Raw genomic sequence first — 18,522 nt, forward strand, 5'->3', positions numbered from 1 at the left:
TTTTAAACATAGATAAGAGGTGAATTATGGCAGATGATGGATCAAGTCAGTCAGCATCCGTATGGCCCATGCCGAAATTTTATTTCCAGGTTAAATGGGATTCGCAAGTCATGTCGTTTCAGGAAGTCAGCGGTCTTGATATTCAGTCGGAGGAAATCAAGTACCGCCATGGCGACAGCCCCGAGTTTTCGGTGATCAAGATGCCGGGTATGAAGAAATTTGGCAATATCACCATGAAAAAGGGTGTTTTTAAAGGCGACAACAAATTCTGGGACTGGTTTAAAGACATCAAAATGAATACCATTAAACGCCTGCCGGTGACCATCAGTCTGCTCGATGAGGGCGGCAATGCAACCATGGTATGGACATTAACCAACGCCTGGCCGTCCAAAATTACCAGCACCGATTTAAAATCGGAAGGCAATGAAGTGGCGATTGAAACCATCGAGATCGTTCATGAAGGTTTGACGATTGCCAACGGGTAAAGATGCTTGAAGTTTTGAAAAAGTAAATGCCGCGTTGCGAAGCTCAATTGAATGAATGGCTGACACACAGTTCAACCAAGTTTATCCGCCGTCGGCATTTTACTTTAAAGTCATGTTCGGTGGCACGCAAGAAACAACGGATACTTCCTTCCAGGAGGTATCCGGAATTTCGTCTGAAGTTGAAGTGGAATCTTTGGTTGAAGGCGGTGAAAACCGGTTTGTTTACCAGCTACCCAAAGGAATCAAGCACCCCAACCTGGAATTAAAGCGTGGCATCGCATCCAAGGATTCGACCTTGGTGAAGTGGTGCATCGATGTGATGGAGGGGGATTTCGTCACAGCGATTGAAACAAAAGCAGTACGTGTTTTTTTAATGAATGAGGATAAAAAACCGATACGTGGATGGCTTTTTGATTCCGCTTATCCTGTGAAATGGGAGGTTGAAAGTTTCGGGTCAACCAAAAATGAAGTCGCCATAGAAAAAATTGTGTTGAGCTATAATTTTTCCAAACGTATTGTATAAATCAAAATAAAATGTCGATAGAGATCAAGCAGTTGCTTATCAAGTCCAATATCGTGCAGCGGACTGAAGCCGAAAACCTGGATTCTGAGGAAGAACGCAGCGTGCTCAAGGAAGAGCTTCTGGCCGAGTGCCGCAATCTGATCCTGGACATGATGCGCGAAAAAGGAGAACGTTAGATGGCGAATCAGAAAAAGGCGTTGTTGACGATTTCACCGTGCACTGTCGGCTCGGACGGCACAATCAGTGTCGATAATTCTAAAAGTAAATTCGAAGCCATGATTAATCCATCGGGCTACGAACATACATTTAGCCTGAGGTATGCGAAAAACAAGGTCCTGGGACAGCCCGGAACCGAGACCAAGTACGATGTCAGCCATCCAGAAAAAATCGTTTTGAAAGAACTGGTATTCGACGGCACCGGTATCGTCAAATCATCGAATAACCAGCCGGTCTCGGTCAAGAATCAGATTGAATTACTCAGAAACGTTGTTTATACCTATGTTGGAAGCAAACATGAAGCGCCGATCGTTCAGTTGAAATGGGGCAGCTTTCTGTTTTATGGCCGGGTCGAAACGCTCAAGTTCGATTATACGTTATTCAAACCCAATGGCGTGCCGTTACGCGCCAAGGTGTCATTGACGTTTATCGAATATCAAAGCAATGAGGAAATCGAGAATATAGCGAATAATCAGTCCCCTGATTTGACGCACCATGTTGTTGTAAAAGCAGGAGATACATTGCCCCTGCTGTGTTACCGGATCTATCAGAACAGTGCGTATTATCCTGAAGTCGCGCGTGTCAATAATTTAACGCATTTTCGCGATTTGAAGCCCGGCATGCGGCTTCAATTCCCGCCGCTCACCTAAGATTTGTAATGGCAGATTCTCCACTGACGGATAGTACGGGCGTTATTTCATTAACGATATTGAGTAATGGCAATGCAATTGCAGACACGAGCCAGATTGTTTCGGTAGAAATCTGTTTTTGCGTGAACAGGATTCCGTCGGCTAAGATTGTTGTTCTGGATGGTGATATGCCGAATAATGATTTTCCGGTCAGTAATTCGGACGATTTTAAACCGGGTGCTGAGATAGAAATTAAAGCCGGGTATGACAGTAACGTAACCAGTGTGTTTTCAGGAATTGTTATCCGGCACAACATTAAAATCGATGGTGATAATTATTCGCGTCTAGTTGTCTACTGTAAGGATAAAGCGGTGGCGATGACCGTTGGGCGCAAGAATGCCAACTTTATCGATGCAAAAGACAGCGACATCATGACGCAACTCATTGGCGATTATAGCAGTTTAACTGCCGATGTCTCTGCGACGCAAACCCAATTTAAGGAAGTCGTTCAATATTACAGCACCGACTGGGATTTTTTGCTGACACGGGCAGAAATCAACGGCTATCTGGTGACAGTCGATGCGGGAAAAATCGGCGTCAAAGAACCGCAAGTGACGGATAGTGCGCAATTGACGGTTACCTATGGTCTCGATTTAATGACTTTTGATGCAGACTTGGATGCGAGTGCGCAATTTAGCGTGGTTAAGGCCACGGCCTGGGATCCATCAACGCAGGCAGTTTCTGAAGCACAGGCAAGCCCGGCAAGTTTGACCAGTCAGGGCAATATAGACAGCGCCGAGCTTGCCAAAATCATTGCACCGGACTATTTCAGGCTACAGGCGGCCATTCCGCTCGACAGTACTGCGTTAACCGACTGGGTAAACGGCCAGCAGGTGAAATCCGGTTTGGCGAGAATTCGTGGAAACGCATCGTTTCAGGGAAGCGCCAAAGCAAAAATCGGCACATTGATCGAACTGAAAGGCGTGGGCGACCGCTTTAACGGCACTGTGCTGGTGACCGAAGTCAGGCACAGGATTGTCAGTGGCAATTGGGTGACCGAGATTCAATTCGGATTTTCCGAAAAATGGTTTGCGGAACAGCATGAAATTGCTGCACCGCTGGCTTCAGGCCTTGCCCCCGGCGTTCAGGGCTTGCAGATCGGTATTGTTAAAAAACTCGATTCCGATCCGGACGGACAATACAAAGTCCAGGTATCTGTGCCGGTTATGCAATCGGATACCGAAGGCGTATGGGCAAGACTGACTAATTTTTATGGTTCCAGCGATTGTGGCGCATTTTTTATCCCTGAAATCGGCGACGAAGTGGTATTGGGGTATTTCAATAACGATCCTTCCAATCCGGTCATTCTGGGCAGTCTCTATAGCAGCAAAATAAAACCGGCCTATGAATTGACTGCCGAAAACAATACCAAAGCCATTGTTACCAAAAGCAAGCTTAAAATCGAATTTGATGAAGATAATAAAGTCATTACGTTGATCACGCCGAATAACAATCAGATTGTAATCAGCGACGACCAGAAATCCATCCTGATTCAGGATGAAAACAGTAACAAGGTGGAATTGAATTCCAGCGGCATTACTCTGGACAGTCCGAAGGATATCGCAATCAGTGCAAAAGGCAAGGTAACAATTGATGCCGTGAATAATATTGAAATCACTTCGCAGGCGGATATTAACGCCAGCGGACTTAATATCAACCACGAGGCAAATGTCGGTCTTGTCGCTAAAGGCAATGCCACTGCTGAATTGTCCGCAAGCGGGCAGACGACGGTTAAGGGCGCCATGGTCATGATTAACTGATCAATGGCAAGCAGATAAAGGAATTCGAAATGCCGCCAGCTTCCAGAATTACAGATATGCATACCTGTCCGATGCAAACACCGGCTGTTCCACCTATTCCGCATGTGGGCGGACCTATCACCGGACCCGGTGTCGCCACCGTGCTGATCGGAAATCTGCCAGCCTCTGTCGTCGGCGACATGTGTGTTTGTGTCGGACCACCGGACACCGTGGTAAAAGGGTCGTCAACGGTGATGATCAGCGGCAGGCCAGCCGTCCGGATGGGGGATACGACAGCGCATGGCGGCAGTATTGTTGCCGGTCTGCCGACTGTAATGATCGGTGGATGAGTAAGGGATAGTGTCAGTTGGTGCACGCTGCGACGTATCATGAGTATGGTTTTAATCGATATGAAATCATACTTGGGTAAATGCTTGCAGTGCCGCAATTGCATGAAATACAAGGAATTGAGTAGATCTAAACCATGTTAAAGCATTTGCCCAATTCATTGACGCTGTTGCGCCTGCTTCTGGCTTTTGTTTTTCCATTTGCGCCGGAGCAATATCGGTTAGCTATTGTCATGATCGCTTTGGCAACCGAATACCTGGATGGCGCGGTTTGTCGCTGGTTTAACCTGCACACACCACTCGGTGCATTACTGGATCCGATTGCAGACAAATGCTTCGTGCTTTCAGTTGCAGTAATAATGTTTGTCGAATCGGATATCACCTGGTGGCAATTTTTATTATTTGGTGCACGCGATATCGCGGTATTTTGCGGTGCGACATTTGTAGCGTTGGAAAAAAACTGGCATGCATTTTTTAACGTTGTTCCACGTATACCTGGAAAGGTCGCCACGGTATTTCAGTTTCTGGTGTTTATAAGCTTTTTCGGTTTGAATATGATTCCGCAATGGCTGCTTGTGTTGACCATTATTCTCAGTGTTCTGTCTGCGATTGATTATATTTACCTGTTTTTCAAAAACAACTTCTACCGCGATACAAAGAATGCATAGTGCTAAATCAGACATTGAAACCAACGAATAAAATCATTTTGCTGGGTGCGAGCAATCTGACACTGTCGCTGCGCATGATTATTCTTTTAATGCAGCAACATTGTGGCAGCCCCAGCGAAGTGTTGGTTGCTGCCGGACATGGCCGCTCGTATGGACAAACGAGTCAGGTGCTGGTGCGGGAATTGCCGGGAATTGTACAATGCGGTTTGTGGCGGCAGCTGCAACCCGGTAAAACAGATCCGGTGTATGCATTTCTGACGGACATTGGCAATGATATTCTCTATGGATTTACGCCCGATCAAATCCTGCAATGGGTATCTTGGTGCATTCAACAACTGCAAGACAAAAATGCACGTATTGTGATGACGAACCTGCCGTTAATTTCGATTGAATCACTACCCGAAAGCCGTTTTAGGCTATTATGCCGCCTGTTATTTCCTTCTTGTCAACTTTCCCGCAATGAAATCATTGCGCGTGTGAAAATTGTGTATCAAGGCCTGAGTGAATTTGCGGCGCGTCACCAGCTGATACTTTATGAACCGGAGCCCGAATGGATGGGTATGGACGGTATTCATGTTTCATTCTGGAAACGTCATAATTTCTACCGACACTTGTTTAAAAATTTTGCACATTCAGGCGTGTTCAATAGCAATCGGTTCAAACCGGCATCTATGTCCGATTCAGGTGACGCGCCGTCATCCTTTTTGTACTGGCAACAACGCCCTCAGTTTGCAGTACGCCGGATATTTGGAAAGGTAAAATATGTGCCGCAGCCCAGTGGGTATATCGGGAATCAGGCAACGATTTCTCTGTATTGAGGGCACCTCTAAAAATCCATATTTCGTCACAATACGTCGTTGTTCACAAAAAATATTTCCTTACATATCAACCATATGCTACGTCAAGATTTTTTGTTCTCGCCTCGTCTTGTTTAAAACTCTGAATTTTTAGAGGTGCCCTTGAATTAAACTTCTGGTCATTGGAATATTTTAGCGACCCAGGTGACGCTATAAGGCCGCTGAGCAACAGTCTGATATATAAATCAGTCTTCATTGATGGCAATGCAATTTCTGCCAGACTGTTTTGCTTTATAGAGTGCGCTGTCGGCAGCTGCGATAAGTAATTCGGCAATTTCGGCAAGTGTCTTGTTTTCATCTGCAAATTTCTGGAAATCCGCAATGCCGATGGAAACAGTTACCTGAAGTTGGTGTTTATCAAATTTGTAGTTGTGGTTTTGAATACTTTCACGGATACGTTCTGCGATATTGACCGCATTTCGATGACCCGTATCAGGTAGCAAAATGGCGAATTCTTCACCGCCATAGCGTCCGACGATATCACTTTTGCGTAATGCGTGGCGAATAATGCAGGCAACTTGTTTCAGAACCATGTCGCCACTGGCGTGACCAAAGTTATCGTTAAATTGCTTGAAATGATCCACATCAATAAACAAACAGCTTATCGGTTTTTGTAAGCGTTTACAGCGTGATATCTCCTCGAGTAGTCGTTGATCAAAGAAACGGCGGTTATTAATGCCGGTCAAGGCGTCATTCAGGCTGTTGTATTTTAACCTGTCCCGCAATATGGACATATTGATACATATGGAAATGACCGAGCATAAATGTTGAAGGAAATCCGTTGATGACTGTGCGGAAAAACGTTCCGGTTGCGAGTCTCCAAGTATAAGGCCGCCCAAAATATGGTCATTATATTTGAGTGGTAACAAGGCAATGCTTTGAATGTGTTGCGGCGGGGATTTAATGAAATCGGTGTATAAATTGGGGTCAAAAGGTTTGAGTTGTAGCGCCAGTTCACCTTCAAATAGCTGCAAAAGCTTCTGATTTGTGTTGTGAAAAAATAAATCCGGAAAACGCTTATGATAACCGGGCTCGTAGTTGCTCAGTAAACATTCAATTTCATTATCGGAATCCACCAGAATAAGGGTTACTTTATTCAGTTCAAATTGAATTTGACAGTCATGAATGAGCGTTTGCAACAGCTCTGCCAACGATTCGCATTGCATTAAGCGAAGTTCCATATGTTGCATACGACTCAAAACTTTCTCATTCTGCCAGGCCTGCCGCATGATTTTGCAATAAAAACGATTTAATTTTTTTTTACGGATTTTTGATTTATTACTTTTATTATTCATCTACTATTTAATTCCTTCGAAGTAAAAATTAATCAGCGGACGGTAACACGCAATCAACGGGCCATAAAATGATTTTAAAACAGCCGATACAAAACAAAAACTGTTTCTAGAAATACAATGACTTGGTTTTATATATTCAGTTTGTTGATTAATGTTGTCAATAGTCTAATATGCATATCTTAAATTCAAGAACAAGCTTGCACTTTATGTTTCATACTTGTACGCTTGCAAATATTGTTGGTGAAAAAACAACACTTCTACCCGATCTGAGTTGATTTTGCAGGTTGACGATTGGAGAACGGGTAAGATACGTAGTATTGGCGTGCTAGCAATAGTAAGCTGGATGGCGCGGCGAAATGGCGTTTGAGATTAACTCGATAATCGAATCATGCAGGAGGTGGAATTGAATAACGCTCAATTTATTGTGCGCAAGGTGGCGGTACTCGGAGCAGGGGTAATGGGTACTCAGATTGCAGCCCATTTGGTGAATGCAAATATTGAAACGGTGTTGTTTGAGCTGCCTGCAGAAGCAGGGGATCCCAATGCTAATGTGATTAATGCCGTCGAAAAATTAAAAAAACTCGAGCCAGCGCCATTGGCTGCAAAAACAAAGGCTGCATTCATCCAACCGGGCAACTACGATCAGCACCTTGAAGTACTCAAGGAATGTGACGTGATCATTGAAGCAATCGCTGAGCGCATGGACTGGAAAAAGGCGCTTTACGAAAAGGTGACCCCTTATCTAGGTGAACAGACGATTTTTGCGAGTAACACTTCCGGACTTTCAATTAATACACTGGCACAGGCATTCCCTGAAGCACTGCGGCACCGGTTTTGCGGTGTTCATTTTTTCAACCCGCCACGCTACATGCATTTGGTCGAACTCATTCCATGCGCACAAAGCGATGGCGTCATGCTGGATAATCTCGAAGCATTTTTAACGACTTATCTCGGTAAAGGTGTAATTCGAGCGAAAGATACGCCAAATTTTATTGCCAATCGTATAGGTGTGTTTTCATTACTGGCAACAATGCATCATGGCAAGGTTTTTGGTCTTGGTTTTGACGAAGTGGATGCATTAACAGGTGCACTTATCGGCCGACCCAAAAGTGCGACATTCAGAACCGCGGACATTGTAGGCCTGGATATTCTGGCGCATGTTATCAATACCATGCGGGACACGTTACAGCATGATGCATGGCATGCCTACTTTGAAGCGCCTGACTGGTTGGAAAACTTAATCGATGATGGCGCTTTGGGTCAAAAAACAAAACGCGGTGTTTATCAGAAAGTCGGCAAGGAAATTCAGGTACTGGACCTTGCAACGAATGATTACCGTGTGTCCAAAGGTGAAGTGGATGAAGATCTCAAGCACCAGTTAAAGTATTGCGCTCCTGCAGAGAAAATATCGAGTTTACGTAACAATTCAAATCGACAGGCACAGTTCTTGTGGTCTATTCATCGTGATTTGTTTCATTATTGCGCTGTTCAGCTGGAATCCATTGCCGATAATACGCGTGATGTGGATTTGGCTATTCGATGGGGTTTTGGCTGGGAGCATGGGCCCTTTGAGATCTGGCAGAGCGCCGGTTGGGAGCAGATTGCCAACTGGATAAACGAAGATATCGCTGCCGGTAAGAGCATGAGCGATACACCGTTACCGTCCTGGGTAATGGAGATAGCCAAACAGGATAATCAGGCGGTGCACACGGCGCAAGGCTCCTATGCGCCGGTATCCAGGACGCTGCATAAACGATCGACACTTCCGGTTTATCAGCGGCAGTTATTTCCTGACCGGCTTGTCGGCGAAGAGTCAACGTACGGCGAAACCATCTTTGAATCTGATGCTGTCAGAATGTGGCATACCGGTGATAAGATTGCCATTCTCAGCTTCAAGAGTAAAATGCACACGATTGGCAAGGATGTCTTGAATGGCGTAAACGATGCGCTCAAAGAAGCTGAAAAAAACTGGCAAGCGTTGGTTATTTGGCAGACCGAGCCGCCATTCTCGGCGGGCGCCAATCTGAAACAGGCGACTGAACGGCCGAAATCATCGAGGCCGTCGCATGAGAAAAGTAGCATACCGCCACCACCTTCGGCATTTGATAAGTTTTTTAAGCGTTTCAAGAAATCGGCACAAGAAACGGTACTCAAAGCGGCCAGGGAACTGGATATGGCCGATACGCTGATGGCCAGGAAACTGGCGGAAGTTGAAGCGATGATCCACCAGTTCCAGCAGACATCACAGGCTTTGCGTTATTCCATGATACCGACCATTGCGGCTGTAGACGGTTTGGCGCTGGGCGGTGGCTGTGAGTTTGTCATGCATTGCGACCGTGCAGTTGCGACAATGGAAACCTATATCGGTTTGGTTGAAGCAGGCGTCGGTTTGTTGCCTGCAGGGGGAGGATGCAAGGAATTTGCATTGAGGGCTGCGCAAACAGCACTGGAAGGCGATCCGTTTCCACAGTTAAAAAAATATTACCAGACTGTAGCCATGGCGGAATTGGCCAAAAGCGCTGATCAGGCCAAAGAAATGGGGTTCTTGCGCCCTGCCGATACGATTATCATGAATCGTTTTGAGCTACTGCATGCAGCAAAATTACAGGCACTGGCTCTTGCTGAAGCCGGGTATCGCCCGCCGTTACGGTCAAGTGCGATTCCTGTGGCAGGGAATACCGGAATTGCAACGATTCAAAGCCTTCTAGTCAATATGCGTGAGGGCGATTTTATTTCAGAGCACGATAATCTAATCGCTAAAAAAATTGCATATGTCATGTGTGGTGGTGATTTGACGCCGGGCAGCCTGGTCGATGAAGATTGGTTTCTTGAACTCGAACGGACTGCGTTTATGGAATTGCTTGCAACGGAAAAAACACAGGCGCGTATTGAACATATGTTAAGAACTGGAAAACCACTCAGAAATTAATTGATTATTTATTCGGATCGCTATATGAGTGCGGAGGCTTAGCTTTTCGTATTCCAAGGAGATATTAATGACCAAGCAAACTCAAGAAGCCTATATCGTCGCCACTGCACGCACGCCTGTCGGTAAAGCGCCTCGCGGCATGTTCAAACATGTTCGTCCGGACGATATGCTGGTTCATGTACTGAAAACGGTTATGGCACAATGCAAGGGATTGGACCCGGCAGCGATTGATGACGTGGTTGTCGGGTGTGCCATGCCCGAAGCAGAGCAGGGGATTAATGTTGCTCGCGTTGCACTGCTATTGGCCGGCCTGCCGGATAGTGTGCCGGGAATGACGATTAATCGCTTTTGTGCATCTGGATTACAATCTGTTGCAATTGCGGCTGATCGCATACGTTTAGGTGAGGCGGATGTAATGATCGCCGGAGGCACTGAAAGCATGAGCATGGTGCCTATGATGGGTAATAAGGTCGCCATGAATCCGATAATGTTCAAACATGACGAGAATGTTGCAATCGCTTATGGTATGGGCATGACTGCAGAAAAAGTTGCAGAACAGTGGAAGATAGGCCGTGAGGCACAGGATGAATTTGCCTTTACGAGTCATCAACGTGCTTTAAAAGCGATAGAAAATGATGAATTTAAACAAGAAATCTCACCGTATACCGTAGATGAAAAATATCCCGATTTAGCGACACATCAAGTACATGCAAAAGTGTCTGTAAAAGATACCGATGAAGGCCCGCGTGCCGACACGAGTATTGAAGTGCTTGCAAAGCTCAAACCGGTCTTTGCTGCACATGGTTCGGTAACTGCGGGTAACAGTTCGCAAATGTCTGATGGCGCCGGCGCCGTGGTTTTAATGAGCGAGGCCGCCTTGAAGCGTTTTAATCTTGCTCCGATAGGCCGTTTTATCGGATTTTCTGTCGCCGGTGTTCCGCCGGAAATTATGGGTGTGGGCCCGATTAAAGCAATTCCTAAAGTACTGGCGCAAACTGGCATCAAGCAAGATGATCTTGACTGGATCGAATTAAATGAAGCATTTGCTGCACAAAGCCTGGCAGTCATTAATGAGCTGGGCCTGGATCGGGAAAAAATCAATCCGCTTGGCGGAGCAATTGCATTAGGTCATCCGTTGGGCGCTACCGGGTCTATACGTGTGGCAACGCTGATGCACGGGTTGCGTCGGCACCAAAAAAAATACGGTATGGTAACCATGTGTATTGGCAGCGGCATGGGTGCTGCCGGTGTATTTGAAGCGCTTTAGGGCATCTCTAAAAATCCATATTTTGTCACAATACTTTGTTGTTCACAAAAAATATCTCCTTACATATCAATCATATGCTGCGTCAATATTTTTTGTTCTCGCCTCGTCTTGTTTAAAACTCTGAATTTTTAGAGGTGCCCTTTAGTTAATTGCCTAAAACGTCCCAGTGGTGTTTTAAATGATCAGCAATAAATGTGCTGATGAAGTAATAACTGTGATCATAGCCAGAATGGTAACGCAAGGTTAGTTTCTGCCCGGTATTATGGCAAACTTGCGCCAGTTGTTCAGGGTGCAGTTGTTCGGACATAAATTTGTCGTCAAGGCCCTGGTCGACCAGTATGTCGCTTGTACGGTATCCATCTTCGATCAACGCAGTGGCGTCATATTTGCGCCAATCGTGCTGATTTCTACCCAGATAGTGCGTGAATGCCTTCTGTCCCCAGGGACACTGAATGGGCGCAGATACGGGTGCAAAAGCCGAAACGGATCTGAATTTTTCAGGATGACGTAATGCCAGTGTCAGCGCACCATGACCGCCCATCGAATGCCCAGATATTCCAATTCTGTTTTCATCCGTAGGGAATTGATTGATAATGATTCCATATAACTCATGCGCGACATAACTTTCCATCAAATAGTGATTTGACCACGGTTGCGCTGTTGCATCCAGATAAAAACCTGCGCCCGCACCGAAATCCCAGTCGTCGGTTTCCCCCGGAATACATGTTTCGCGTGGACTGGTGTCCATGGTAACCAACATGAGTCCGTATTCTGCTGCATAACGCTGAGCACCTGCTTTGATCATGAAGGTTTCTTCAGTGCATGTCAGGCCTGCGAGAAAGAAGATTGCGGGAACCGGATTTTGCTGCGCTTGGGGCGGCTGATATACTGAAAAACGCATCGGTAAACCAATAATTTGTGATGTGTGCTGATAAAAGCTTTGAATACCGTTGAAACAACTATGCTGGTTACGTATTTCTAGAATCTGTTTCATTAGTAAATTACTACTGAGCGGATTGATTCCCCGGCTTTCATCAGGCGAAAACCTTCGTTAATATCTTCAAGTTTCAGGGTATGTGTAATCAATGAATCTATATTGATTTTGCCATCCATATACCAATCGACAATTTTTGGCACGTCTGTCCGGCCTCGCGCGCCGCCGAAAGCAGTGCCTTCCCACTTGCGGCCGGTTACCAGTTGAAATGGTCGTGTACTGATTTCCGCACCGGCCTCGGCTACACCTATGATAATACTGCGCCCCCATCCCTTATGCGTGCATTCCAATGCCTGCCGCATAACTTTTGTATTCCCGATACATTCAAAGCTATAATCTGCGCCGCCATCGGTAAGTTGAACGATTGCATCGACAATATCAGGCACTTCGTTCGGATTCAGAAAGTGCGTCATGCCAAATTCACGCGCCATGGCTTCGCGTTTTGAATTGATGTCAATACCGATTATTTTGTCGGCACCGACCATTCTGGCGCCTTGTATAACATTCAAACCGATTCCGCCCAGACCAAAGACAGCTACATTGCTGCCCGTTTCAACTTTAGCGGTAAACAGTACTGCGCCTATACCGGTTGTCACGCCGCACCCGATATAACAGACTTTGTCAAAAGGTGCATCCTTGCGAATTTTGGCTAATGCTATTTCAGGAGCGACGGTAAAATTAGAAAAGGTCGATGTGCCCATATAATGAAACAACGGTTGACCGTCGATTGAAAAGCGTGATGTTGAGTCGGGCATCAAGCCGCGGCCCTGAGTGCTTCGAATAGCCTGACAAAGATTGGTTTTTTGCGATAGGCAAAATTTGCACTCGCGGCATTCCGGTGTATACAGTGGAATTACATGGTCGCCAACTTTCAGGGATTTTACGTTTTTTCCAACATCAACCACAATACCAGCACCTTCATGTCCCAGAACCGTTGGAAACAGACCCTCGGGATCTGCGCCTGAAAGCGTATAGTAATCGGTATGGCAAATACCGGTGGCTTTGATTTCAACGAGCACTTCACCTTCCTTGGGTCCCTCCAGATCAATATTTTCTATGGTTAGTGGCTGTCCCGCTTGCCACGCTATGGCTGCTCTTGTTTTCATACGAATAATCCTATTCAATTATGAGTAATGGTGTTGCGCTTTTCAATATTTGGTGTCAATCTTATCGTAGGATGGTGAAATTTGTATATATAGATTATTAAGTTCTTTTATTTCAAGAGATGTTGGCATTAAACCAGTAATTTTCTTATATATGAATTTAATGCGGTAATGGCTAATACTTATTTGGATAAAAGCAGCATTGTGTAAATCAGGGGCGGAAAATCTTTTCGCTGTGTACCTTAGTCCGGTTGTATCAGTAACTTATGGTGATATCATGTGGTGATATTCAGGTCTGGGAGAGTGCTACAGACTGCATTCAGTGACAGAATTTATAGGTGACGAACTTTATAGTTTACATGTTATTGATGTTTCTTTTTTCAGACCCATATAAATAAAGGTTAATTGCGGGTTTATTGCTAATTATGAAATTTAGTTTATCGATTAGTATCTGGTACTATTCCATCATGTTATAAAAAGCTTTTTTGACTATACCTGGTAATTGTTTAAGAGGAAATTTCTGTGAAAACAAATTTTTCAAGCATGATTGGTGCAAAGCAATTTCTTATTTTATGCTTTTCTTTAATGCTTATGAGTGGCTGTAAAACATATCCGTTATTAAATGAGTCTGAAGATGGCGCCATTTCACGGGATTATTTAATTGGGCCGGGCGATACTGTGGATATTATTGTATGGCGTAATCCTGAGATATCCATGTCGGTGCCGGTCAGGCCGGATGGCAAGATTACAACGCCTCTTGTAGAAGACTTGCCAGCCAGCGGTAAAACTTCAACGCAACTGGCGCGTGATATTGAAGAGACGTTATCCAAATATATACAGGAACCCGTTGTCACTGTCATTATTACTGAATTTGTAGGGCGTTATAGTGAACAGATTCGTGTTATAGGAGAAGCTGCGGACCCGAGAGCTTTGGCATATCGAGAAAACATGACGTTAATGGATGTAATGATCGCTGTGGGAGGAATGACTGATTTTGCTGCGGGAAATAGGGCAAAAGTTATTCGCACTATTGATGGAGAACAAAAACAATTTCGTGTTCGGTTAAATGATTTGATTAGAGATGGTGATATTTCAGCAAATGTGCCAATGCTACAAGGTGATGTATTGGTAATCCCGGAAAGTTTTTTTTAGTTCTCATATCATTGAATATAAATTAAGTATTAATTCGCTGCTTAAATTTCGAAGCGTTATAGACAGCAAAATCAGAGATGCCTGTGGTCGGCAAGATGTGTGGCGAGCATGCTTTAAGTTAATTGGCTTCAATCATCAGTACAATTTTCGTATTAATCAAAGCGATCAGAAATTAAAAGAGAATATTTTCCATGGATGAGTTAATTACTCGAGTATATGTTTGTATTAAAGGGATCTGGAAATACCGTTTGGTAGCGACCATTATTGCATGGGTGGTGGCCATTGCGGGTTGGATAGTAGTTCTTAAGTTACCTGATGATTATCAGGCGTCAGCAAGAATTTATGTAGATACCCAAAATATAATCCGGCCATTGATGGAAGGAATGACGGTTTCGCCGAATGTGCAGCAACAGATTTCCATCATGGGACGTACTTTAATCAGTCGTCCAAATGTTGAACGTATAGTTCGGATGGTGGACCTTGATATCCACGTGGTCAGTGAGAAAGAAAAAGAGCGACTGGTATCGGAACTTATGAAAGATATCAAACTGGGCGCAGCAGCCGGAGATAACATTTTTACAATTTCATACAATCATAAAGATCCGGTCTTGGCCAAGGATATTGTCCAATCGTTGTTAACAATTTTTGTGGAAGAAGGACTTGATGGTAAAAAAGATGAATCTTCTTCAGCATTACGGTTTATAGATCAGCAAATTGCGGCTTATGAATCAAAGTTGATTGCAGTTGAAAATGCGATTACGGAATTTAAACAAAAAAACCTTGGCTTGTTACCTGGGCAAGGTGGCGATTACTATGAACAATTATTGAAAGCTGAAGAGGATAAGCGAAAAGCGCAATTGGCACTTAAAGAAGCGGAAAAGGGTCGAGATGCGATCAGGCGGCAGATTAGTGGTGATGAGCCTATATTTGTTTTAGAGCCTTTTGCGTTAGAAGGTGCAAAAATTGTCAATCCCGAGATTGATGCGCGTATTCGTAATCTGAATGAAAATTTGGATACATTGCGTTTAAATTATACTGAATTGCATCCGGATATCATATCTACAAAAAGGCTTATTGCACAACTCGAAGAACAAAAAAAAGAAGAAGCGAAACGCAATTATTCAAATAATAAGGATCCGGGCCTGAATTATAGCCCCATGTTACAACAGCTAAATGTTGCATTGGCAGATGCAGAAGCTGTCGTTGCATCAATGTCTGCGCGGGTTGAAGAATATACAGCAAGATATGAAAGATTGAAATCGATGAGTACTGCAATACCGCGCGTTGAAGCTGAATTTACGCAACTTAATCGTGACTACGCTGTAAATAAAGCAAATTATGAGCAACTTCTGGAGCGTCGTGTTTCAGCAAAAATGTCTGGCGAATTAACTTCTGCATCTGGATTGCTGTCATTTAGAATCGTTGATCCTCCTCAAATACCGGAGATCCCAATTGGGCCCAATCACCTGATGTTATTTTCGATTGTTTTTTTGGTTTCTCTGGCGGCCGGAATTGCGGTGGCATTTGTAATCAGTCAAGTCCGGCCGGCTTTCTATAGCCAAAGTGACTTGCGTGAATTTACTGGAATTTCCGTTTTGGGGTCTGTTCCCATGATATGGACTGACCAACAAAAAGCACAACGTAAAAAGCGGCTTTTTATGTTTGGTTTTTCTATTTTCTTGTTAGCGGCAATTTACACGATGTTAATGTTGTATTTCAGGAAACTTGAAAAGATTATTGATATATTGCCTTTTTAAGCCCGGATTTAACCAGTAAATTATTTACAAAGCCTTTTTTGATTAAATCATCAAGGATTGTCATGAGTATTATTGAAAAAGCAATTAGCAAGCTTGAAAAAGAAGTGGGTAACCAGACTGCAAAGGCTTCTAGTCGAACTAAACTAAAGACTAATCGTGAGTCCAAGCCCAAGCCTGAATCGATACAAGAAGAAGGTTTAAATGTTAATCAAGCTTCATTAGATGAGCATGTGTATGAATCTGCTCAAGCAAATTATATCAATATTGATCTCGACCGACTGAGTCGTTTAGGAATTGTAACGCCTGATCAAGGTAAAACACAAATTGCAGAGCAGTTCAGAATTATAAAAAGACCGTTATTAACAAAAGCATTTGCTAAAAAGAATAACAATTTGATTATGATCTCCAGCGCGGTGGCCGGAGAAGGCAAAAGTTTCTGTTCGGTGAATTTGGCAATGAGTATTGCATCTGAAATGGACCATAGGGTTTTGCTGATAGATGCTGATGTTGCCAGACCTTCAATACCTAATTTATTAGGTTTTAAGAATGAAAAAGGGCTGATGGATATGCTGCTAGGCGAATCAATCGATGTGGCCGATGTATTGATAAAAACAAATGTGGGGAAACTCAGTCTAATTACGAGTGGAACTGCACATTCACACGCGACTGAGCTTTTGGCCAGCCAGACTATGATCATGCTGCTCGAAGAACTTGCCCAGCGTTATAATGATAGAATTGTAATATTTGATGCACCGCCTATTTTGATGACGAGTGAAGCACGTGTGCTGGCGGAACGAATGGGGCAAATTGTATTGGTTGTTGAAGCCGAGCGGACAACACAACAAGCACTTAGTCATGTGATCAGTCAATTTAATTCCAAAGCTAATATTAATTTAATTTATAACAAAGTCAGAACTTTTTCGGGTGGCGAATATTATGGGTATTACTACTCATGAATTTCTCAATTAAACAGAGCAGCCCTTGTCTGTTTGTTTATTTAGGTGTTGTATTTATATTTCTGGTGTGTTCTAGACAAGCCACTGCTGGTGAACTCAGCTTCAAACCGTCCCTGAATATCAGCGAAACGTATACGGATAATTTGAGATTGGGTGGCGGCATAATAGGTGGCGGTGGCGGTACGGGTGGAGTCGGATTTGGATTGGCCGGTGCTAAAGGAGGCGATTTAATCACACAAATTAACCCTGGTGTGCAGCTTACCGGTACGGGAAGACGTTATGATGTGAATGCACACTACGTCATGAATAATCTTATCTTTGCAAGAAACAGCAATCTGACGCGGATTCGGCATATGCTGAATGCTTCGGCAAATACGGAAGTTTTGAAAGATTTATTTTTTATAGATGGAAGCGCAAGAATTTTACAACAGAATATAAGTCCTTTAGGTCCGCAGACTGCTGACAATGTTTTTGTAACAGGTAATCGTGCAAATATTGAAATTTATAGTGTAAGCCCTTACATCCGGCACCGGTTTCAGAATGTTGCCTCCACTGAGTTACGTTATACCAGAGGTATTGTTAAATCAGGCGTTAATGGGTTTTTTGATAGCCAGAGTGACAGCTATCAAGCAAACCTGAATAGTGGGGATATTTTTGGAAAGTTGGGATGGGGCCTCAGTTACAGTAATCAAATGATCCATATGAATCGGGTGAATAGAACGATTGAGTTAGAACGCTCTATTGCAAATTTTCGTTACAATATTACGCCTCGTTTTGGCATAACCGCGACAGGCGGTTATGAAAGAAACAGTTTTGTCTCAATTAGGGGAAAACCCAGCAGTCCAACATGGACAGCCGGATTTGTCTGGGCACCCAATAAGCGGACGGATTTGCGTTTTAGCGCAGGCCAGAGGTTTTTTGGCGACACCTATTCAGGAGCTGCTAACTATCGGACGCGTTTAACATCCTGGGAAGTGTTGTATATTGAAGATATAACAACGTTAAATCAGCAGGCTGGCCAATTTGGTGCAGCGGGTGTTCTGAGTCAATTTGGCGGACTCTTAGGACAGGATATGCTTTTAGGTTTAAACAACTTTTTAACGAATCGTGTTTTTTTGCAAAGGCGTTTTAATGCATCTGTGACCCTGAATGGTTCAAGAAATAATTTGACATTAAGTTTATTTCAACTAAAACGAAAACCTTATACGGCAGAAGAGCTTGATGCTGATTTACTTGGTTTTCCCATTTTCTTCAATAATACGAGACAATTAGGCGGGAATGCTTCATGGCGATATAGACTTTCCTCAACGATGAACTTCAATATGAATTTTAGTTTTATCAGGTTCGATTTTTTATCCGCAAATAGAGTAAATGATAATCTGATTTTTTCTGCAAATGTTACAAAAGATTTTTTTCCTGATTTGATCGGGATGTTGCAATATCAGCGCATAGATAGACTCTCGAACATCCAGGCTGGAAATCAGAATATTGATTTATCCGCTAATGCTGTAACTGTTTCCTTAACCAAGAATTTCTAATGGAATT

Annotated in this window: 17 protein-coding genes; 14 read left to right on the forward strand and 3 right to left on the reverse strand. The window is 43.8% G+C overall.

Features of this window, described 5'->3' with window-relative positions:
* Positions 1-26 precede the first annotated feature (26 nt).
* From MRK00_13780 to MRK00_13815, 8 genes are all read left to right on the forward strand, one after another.
* A complete protein-coding gene (locus MRK00_13780; GenBank protein ID MDR4518436.1) occupies positions 27-485 on the forward strand; it encodes a phage tail protein in 459 nt (152 codons plus the stop codon).
* Between the two features lie 55 nt (positions 486-540).
* Positions 541-1,008 (forward strand): phage tail protein, encoded by a 468-nt coding sequence (locus tag MRK00_13785; protein ID MDR4518437.1) that lies wholly within the window; start codon positions 541-543, stop codon positions 1,006-1,008.
* A gap of 11 nt (positions 1,009-1,019) precedes the next feature.
* Positions 1,020-1,184, forward strand: a complete 165-nt coding sequence (locus MRK00_13790) for a DUF5908 family protein (GenBank protein MDR4518438.1) — start codon at positions 1,020-1,022, stop codon at positions 1,182-1,184.
* Positions 1,185-1,874, forward strand: coding sequence for a hypothetical protein (locus MRK00_13795; GenBank protein MDR4518439.1), 690 nt, complete (start codon positions 1,185-1,187; stop codon positions 1,872-1,874). It begins immediately after the preceding gene.
* Positions 1,875-1,882: 8 nt separating this feature from the next.
* Entirely contained in the window at positions 1,883-3,673 is a 1,791-nt protein-coding gene (gene vgrG, locus MRK00_13800; GenBank protein MDR4518440.1) for a type VI secretion system tip protein VgrG, read from the forward strand.
* 29 nt (positions 3,674-3,702) lie between these two features.
* Positions 3,703-4,002, forward strand: a complete 300-nt coding sequence (locus MRK00_13805; protein ID MDR4518441.1) for a PAAR domain-containing protein — start codon at positions 3,703-3,705, stop codon at positions 4,000-4,002.
* 134 nt (positions 4,003-4,136) lie between these two features.
* Complete coding sequence (locus MRK00_13810; protein ID MDR4518442.1) at positions 4,137-4,667, forward strand: CDP-alcohol phosphatidyltransferase family protein; 531 nt, start codon at positions 4,137-4,139, stop codon at positions 4,665-4,667.
* A gap of 14 nt (positions 4,668-4,681) precedes the next feature.
* Complete coding sequence (locus MRK00_13815) at positions 4,682-5,485, forward strand: hypothetical protein (GenBank protein ID MDR4518443.1); 804 nt, start codon at positions 4,682-4,684, stop codon at positions 5,483-5,485.
* A 224-nt stretch (positions 5,486-5,709) separates the two neighbouring features.
* Here the strand turns inward: MRK00_13815 and MRK00_13820 are convergent, their stop codons facing one another.
* Positions 5,710-6,819: a sensor domain-containing diguanylate cyclase gene (locus tag MRK00_13820; GenBank protein MDR4518444.1), complete on the reverse strand. Its 1,110-nt coding sequence runs from the start codon at positions 6,817-6,819 to the stop codon at positions 5,710-5,712.
* A gap of 403 nt (positions 6,820-7,222) precedes the next feature.
* Here MRK00_13820 and MRK00_13825 point away from each other — a divergent pair, with 403 nt between their 5' ends.
* Both MRK00_13825 and MRK00_13830 read left to right on the forward strand, forming a co-directional pair.
* A complete protein-coding gene (locus MRK00_13825; GenBank protein MDR4518445.1) occupies positions 7,223-9,748 on the forward strand; it encodes a 3-hydroxyacyl-CoA dehydrogenase/enoyl-CoA hydratase family protein in 2,526 nt (841 codons plus the stop codon).
* A 67-nt stretch (positions 9,749-9,815) separates the two neighbouring features.
* Positions 9,816-11,015, forward strand: coding sequence for an acetyl-CoA C-acyltransferase (locus tag MRK00_13830; GenBank protein MDR4518446.1), 1,200 nt, complete (start codon positions 9,816-9,818; stop codon positions 11,013-11,015).
* Positions 11,016-11,160: 145 nt separating this feature from the next.
* Here the strand turns inward: MRK00_13830 and fghA are convergent, their stop codons facing one another.
* Together fghA and MRK00_13840 are read right to left on the reverse strand one after the other, a co-directional pair.
* Complete coding sequence (gene fghA, locus MRK00_13835) at positions 11,161-12,009, reverse strand: S-formylglutathione hydrolase (protein MDR4518447.1); 849 nt, start codon at positions 12,007-12,009, stop codon at positions 11,161-11,163.
* The gene (locus MRK00_13840; GenBank protein ID MDR4518448.1) at positions 12,009-13,115 is read right to left on the reverse strand and encodes an S-(hydroxymethyl)glutathione dehydrogenase/class III alcohol dehydrogenase; all 1,107 of its coding nucleotides are present in this window, start codon (positions 13,113-13,115) and stop codon (positions 12,009-12,011) included. Before MRK00_13840 ends, fghA begins: the two co-directional genes overlap by 1 nt.
* A 588-nt stretch (positions 13,116-13,703) precedes the next feature.
* Here MRK00_13840 and MRK00_13845 point away from each other — a divergent pair.
* The 4 genes from MRK00_13845 (at position 13,704) to MRK00_13860 (ending at position 18,515) form a co-directional block, all read left to right on the forward strand.
* Positions 13,704-14,264 carry a polysaccharide export protein gene (locus tag MRK00_13845; GenBank protein MDR4518449.1) on the forward strand — a complete coding sequence of 187 codons (561 nt, stop codon included), beginning with the start codon at positions 13,704-13,706 and terminating at the stop codon, positions 14,262-14,264.
* 191 nt (positions 14,265-14,455) lie between these two features.
* On the forward strand, positions 14,456-16,021 hold the full coding sequence (locus tag MRK00_13850) for a chain length-determining protein (protein ID MDR4518450.1): 1,566 nt from the start codon (positions 14,456-14,458) through the stop codon (positions 16,019-16,021).
* A gap of 62 nt (positions 16,022-16,083) precedes the next feature.
* On the forward strand, positions 16,084-16,977 hold the full coding sequence (locus tag MRK00_13855) for an XrtA-associated tyrosine autokinase (protein MDR4518451.1): 894 nt from the start codon (positions 16,084-16,086) through the stop codon (positions 16,975-16,977).
* Positions 16,974-18,515, forward strand: a complete 1,542-nt coding sequence (locus tag MRK00_13860) for a TIGR03016 family PEP-CTERM system-associated outer membrane protein (GenBank protein ID MDR4518452.1) — start codon at positions 16,974-16,976, stop codon at positions 18,513-18,515. The genes MRK00_13855 and MRK00_13860 overlap by 4 nt, the downstream gene beginning before the upstream one ends.
* Positions 18,516-18,522 lie beyond the last annotated feature (7 nt).

The sequence above is a fragment of the Nitrosomonas sp. genome, assembly GCA_031316255.1.
GTDB lineage: Bacteria > Pseudomonadota > Gammaproteobacteria > Burkholderiales > Nitrosomonadaceae > Nitrosomonas.

Coding starts and splice junctions, on each gene's coding strand:
- MRK00_13780 (MDR4518436.1), top strand. CDS start 27: ATGGCAGATGATGGATCAAGTCAGTCAGCATCCGTATGGCCCATGCCG.
- MRK00_13785 (MDR4518437.1), top strand. CDS start 541: ATGGCTGACACACAGTTCAACCAAGTTTATCCGCCGTCGGCATTTTAC.
- MRK00_13790 (MDR4518438.1), top strand. CDS start 1,020: ATGTCGATAGAGATCAAGCAGTTGCTTATCAAGTCCAATATCGTGCAG.
- MRK00_13795 (MDR4518439.1), top strand. CDS start 1,185: ATGGCGAATCAGAAAAAGGCGTTGTTGACGATTTCACCGTGCACTGTC.
- vgrG (MDR4518440.1), top strand. CDS start 1,883: ATGGCAGATTCTCCACTGACGGATAGTACGGGCGTTATTTCATTAACG.
- MRK00_13805 (MDR4518441.1), top strand. CDS start 3,703: ATGCCGCCAGCTTCCAGAATTACAGATATGCATACCTGTCCGATGCAA.
- MRK00_13810 (MDR4518442.1), top strand. CDS start 4,137: ATGTTAAAGCATTTGCCCAATTCATTGACGCTGTTGCGCCTGCTTCTG.
- MRK00_13820 (MDR4518444.1), bottom strand. CDS start 6,819: ATGAATAATAAAAGTAATAAATCAAAAATCCGTAAAAAAAAATTAAAT.
- MRK00_13830 (MDR4518446.1), top strand. CDS start 9,816: ATGACCAAGCAAACTCAAGAAGCCTATATCGTCGCCACTGCACGCACG.
- fghA (MDR4518447.1), bottom strand. CDS start 12,009: ATGAAACAGATTCTAGAAATACGTAACCAGCATAGTTGTTTCAACGGT.
- MRK00_13840 (MDR4518448.1), bottom strand. CDS start 13,115: ATGAAAACAAGAGCAGCCATAGCGTGGCAAGCGGGACAGCCACTAACC.
- MRK00_13845 (MDR4518449.1), top strand. CDS start 13,704: ATGAGTGGCTGTAAAACATATCCGTTATTAAATGAGTCTGAAGATGGC.
- MRK00_13850 (MDR4518450.1), top strand. CDS start 14,456: ATGGATGAGTTAATTACTCGAGTATATGTTTGTATTAAAGGGATCTGG.
- MRK00_13855 (MDR4518451.1), top strand. CDS start 16,084: ATGAGTATTATTGAAAAAGCAATTAGCAAGCTTGAAAAAGAAGTGGGT.
- MRK00_13860 (MDR4518452.1), top strand. CDS start 16,974: ATGAATTTCTCAATTAAACAGAGCAGCCCTTGTCTGTTTGTTTATTTA.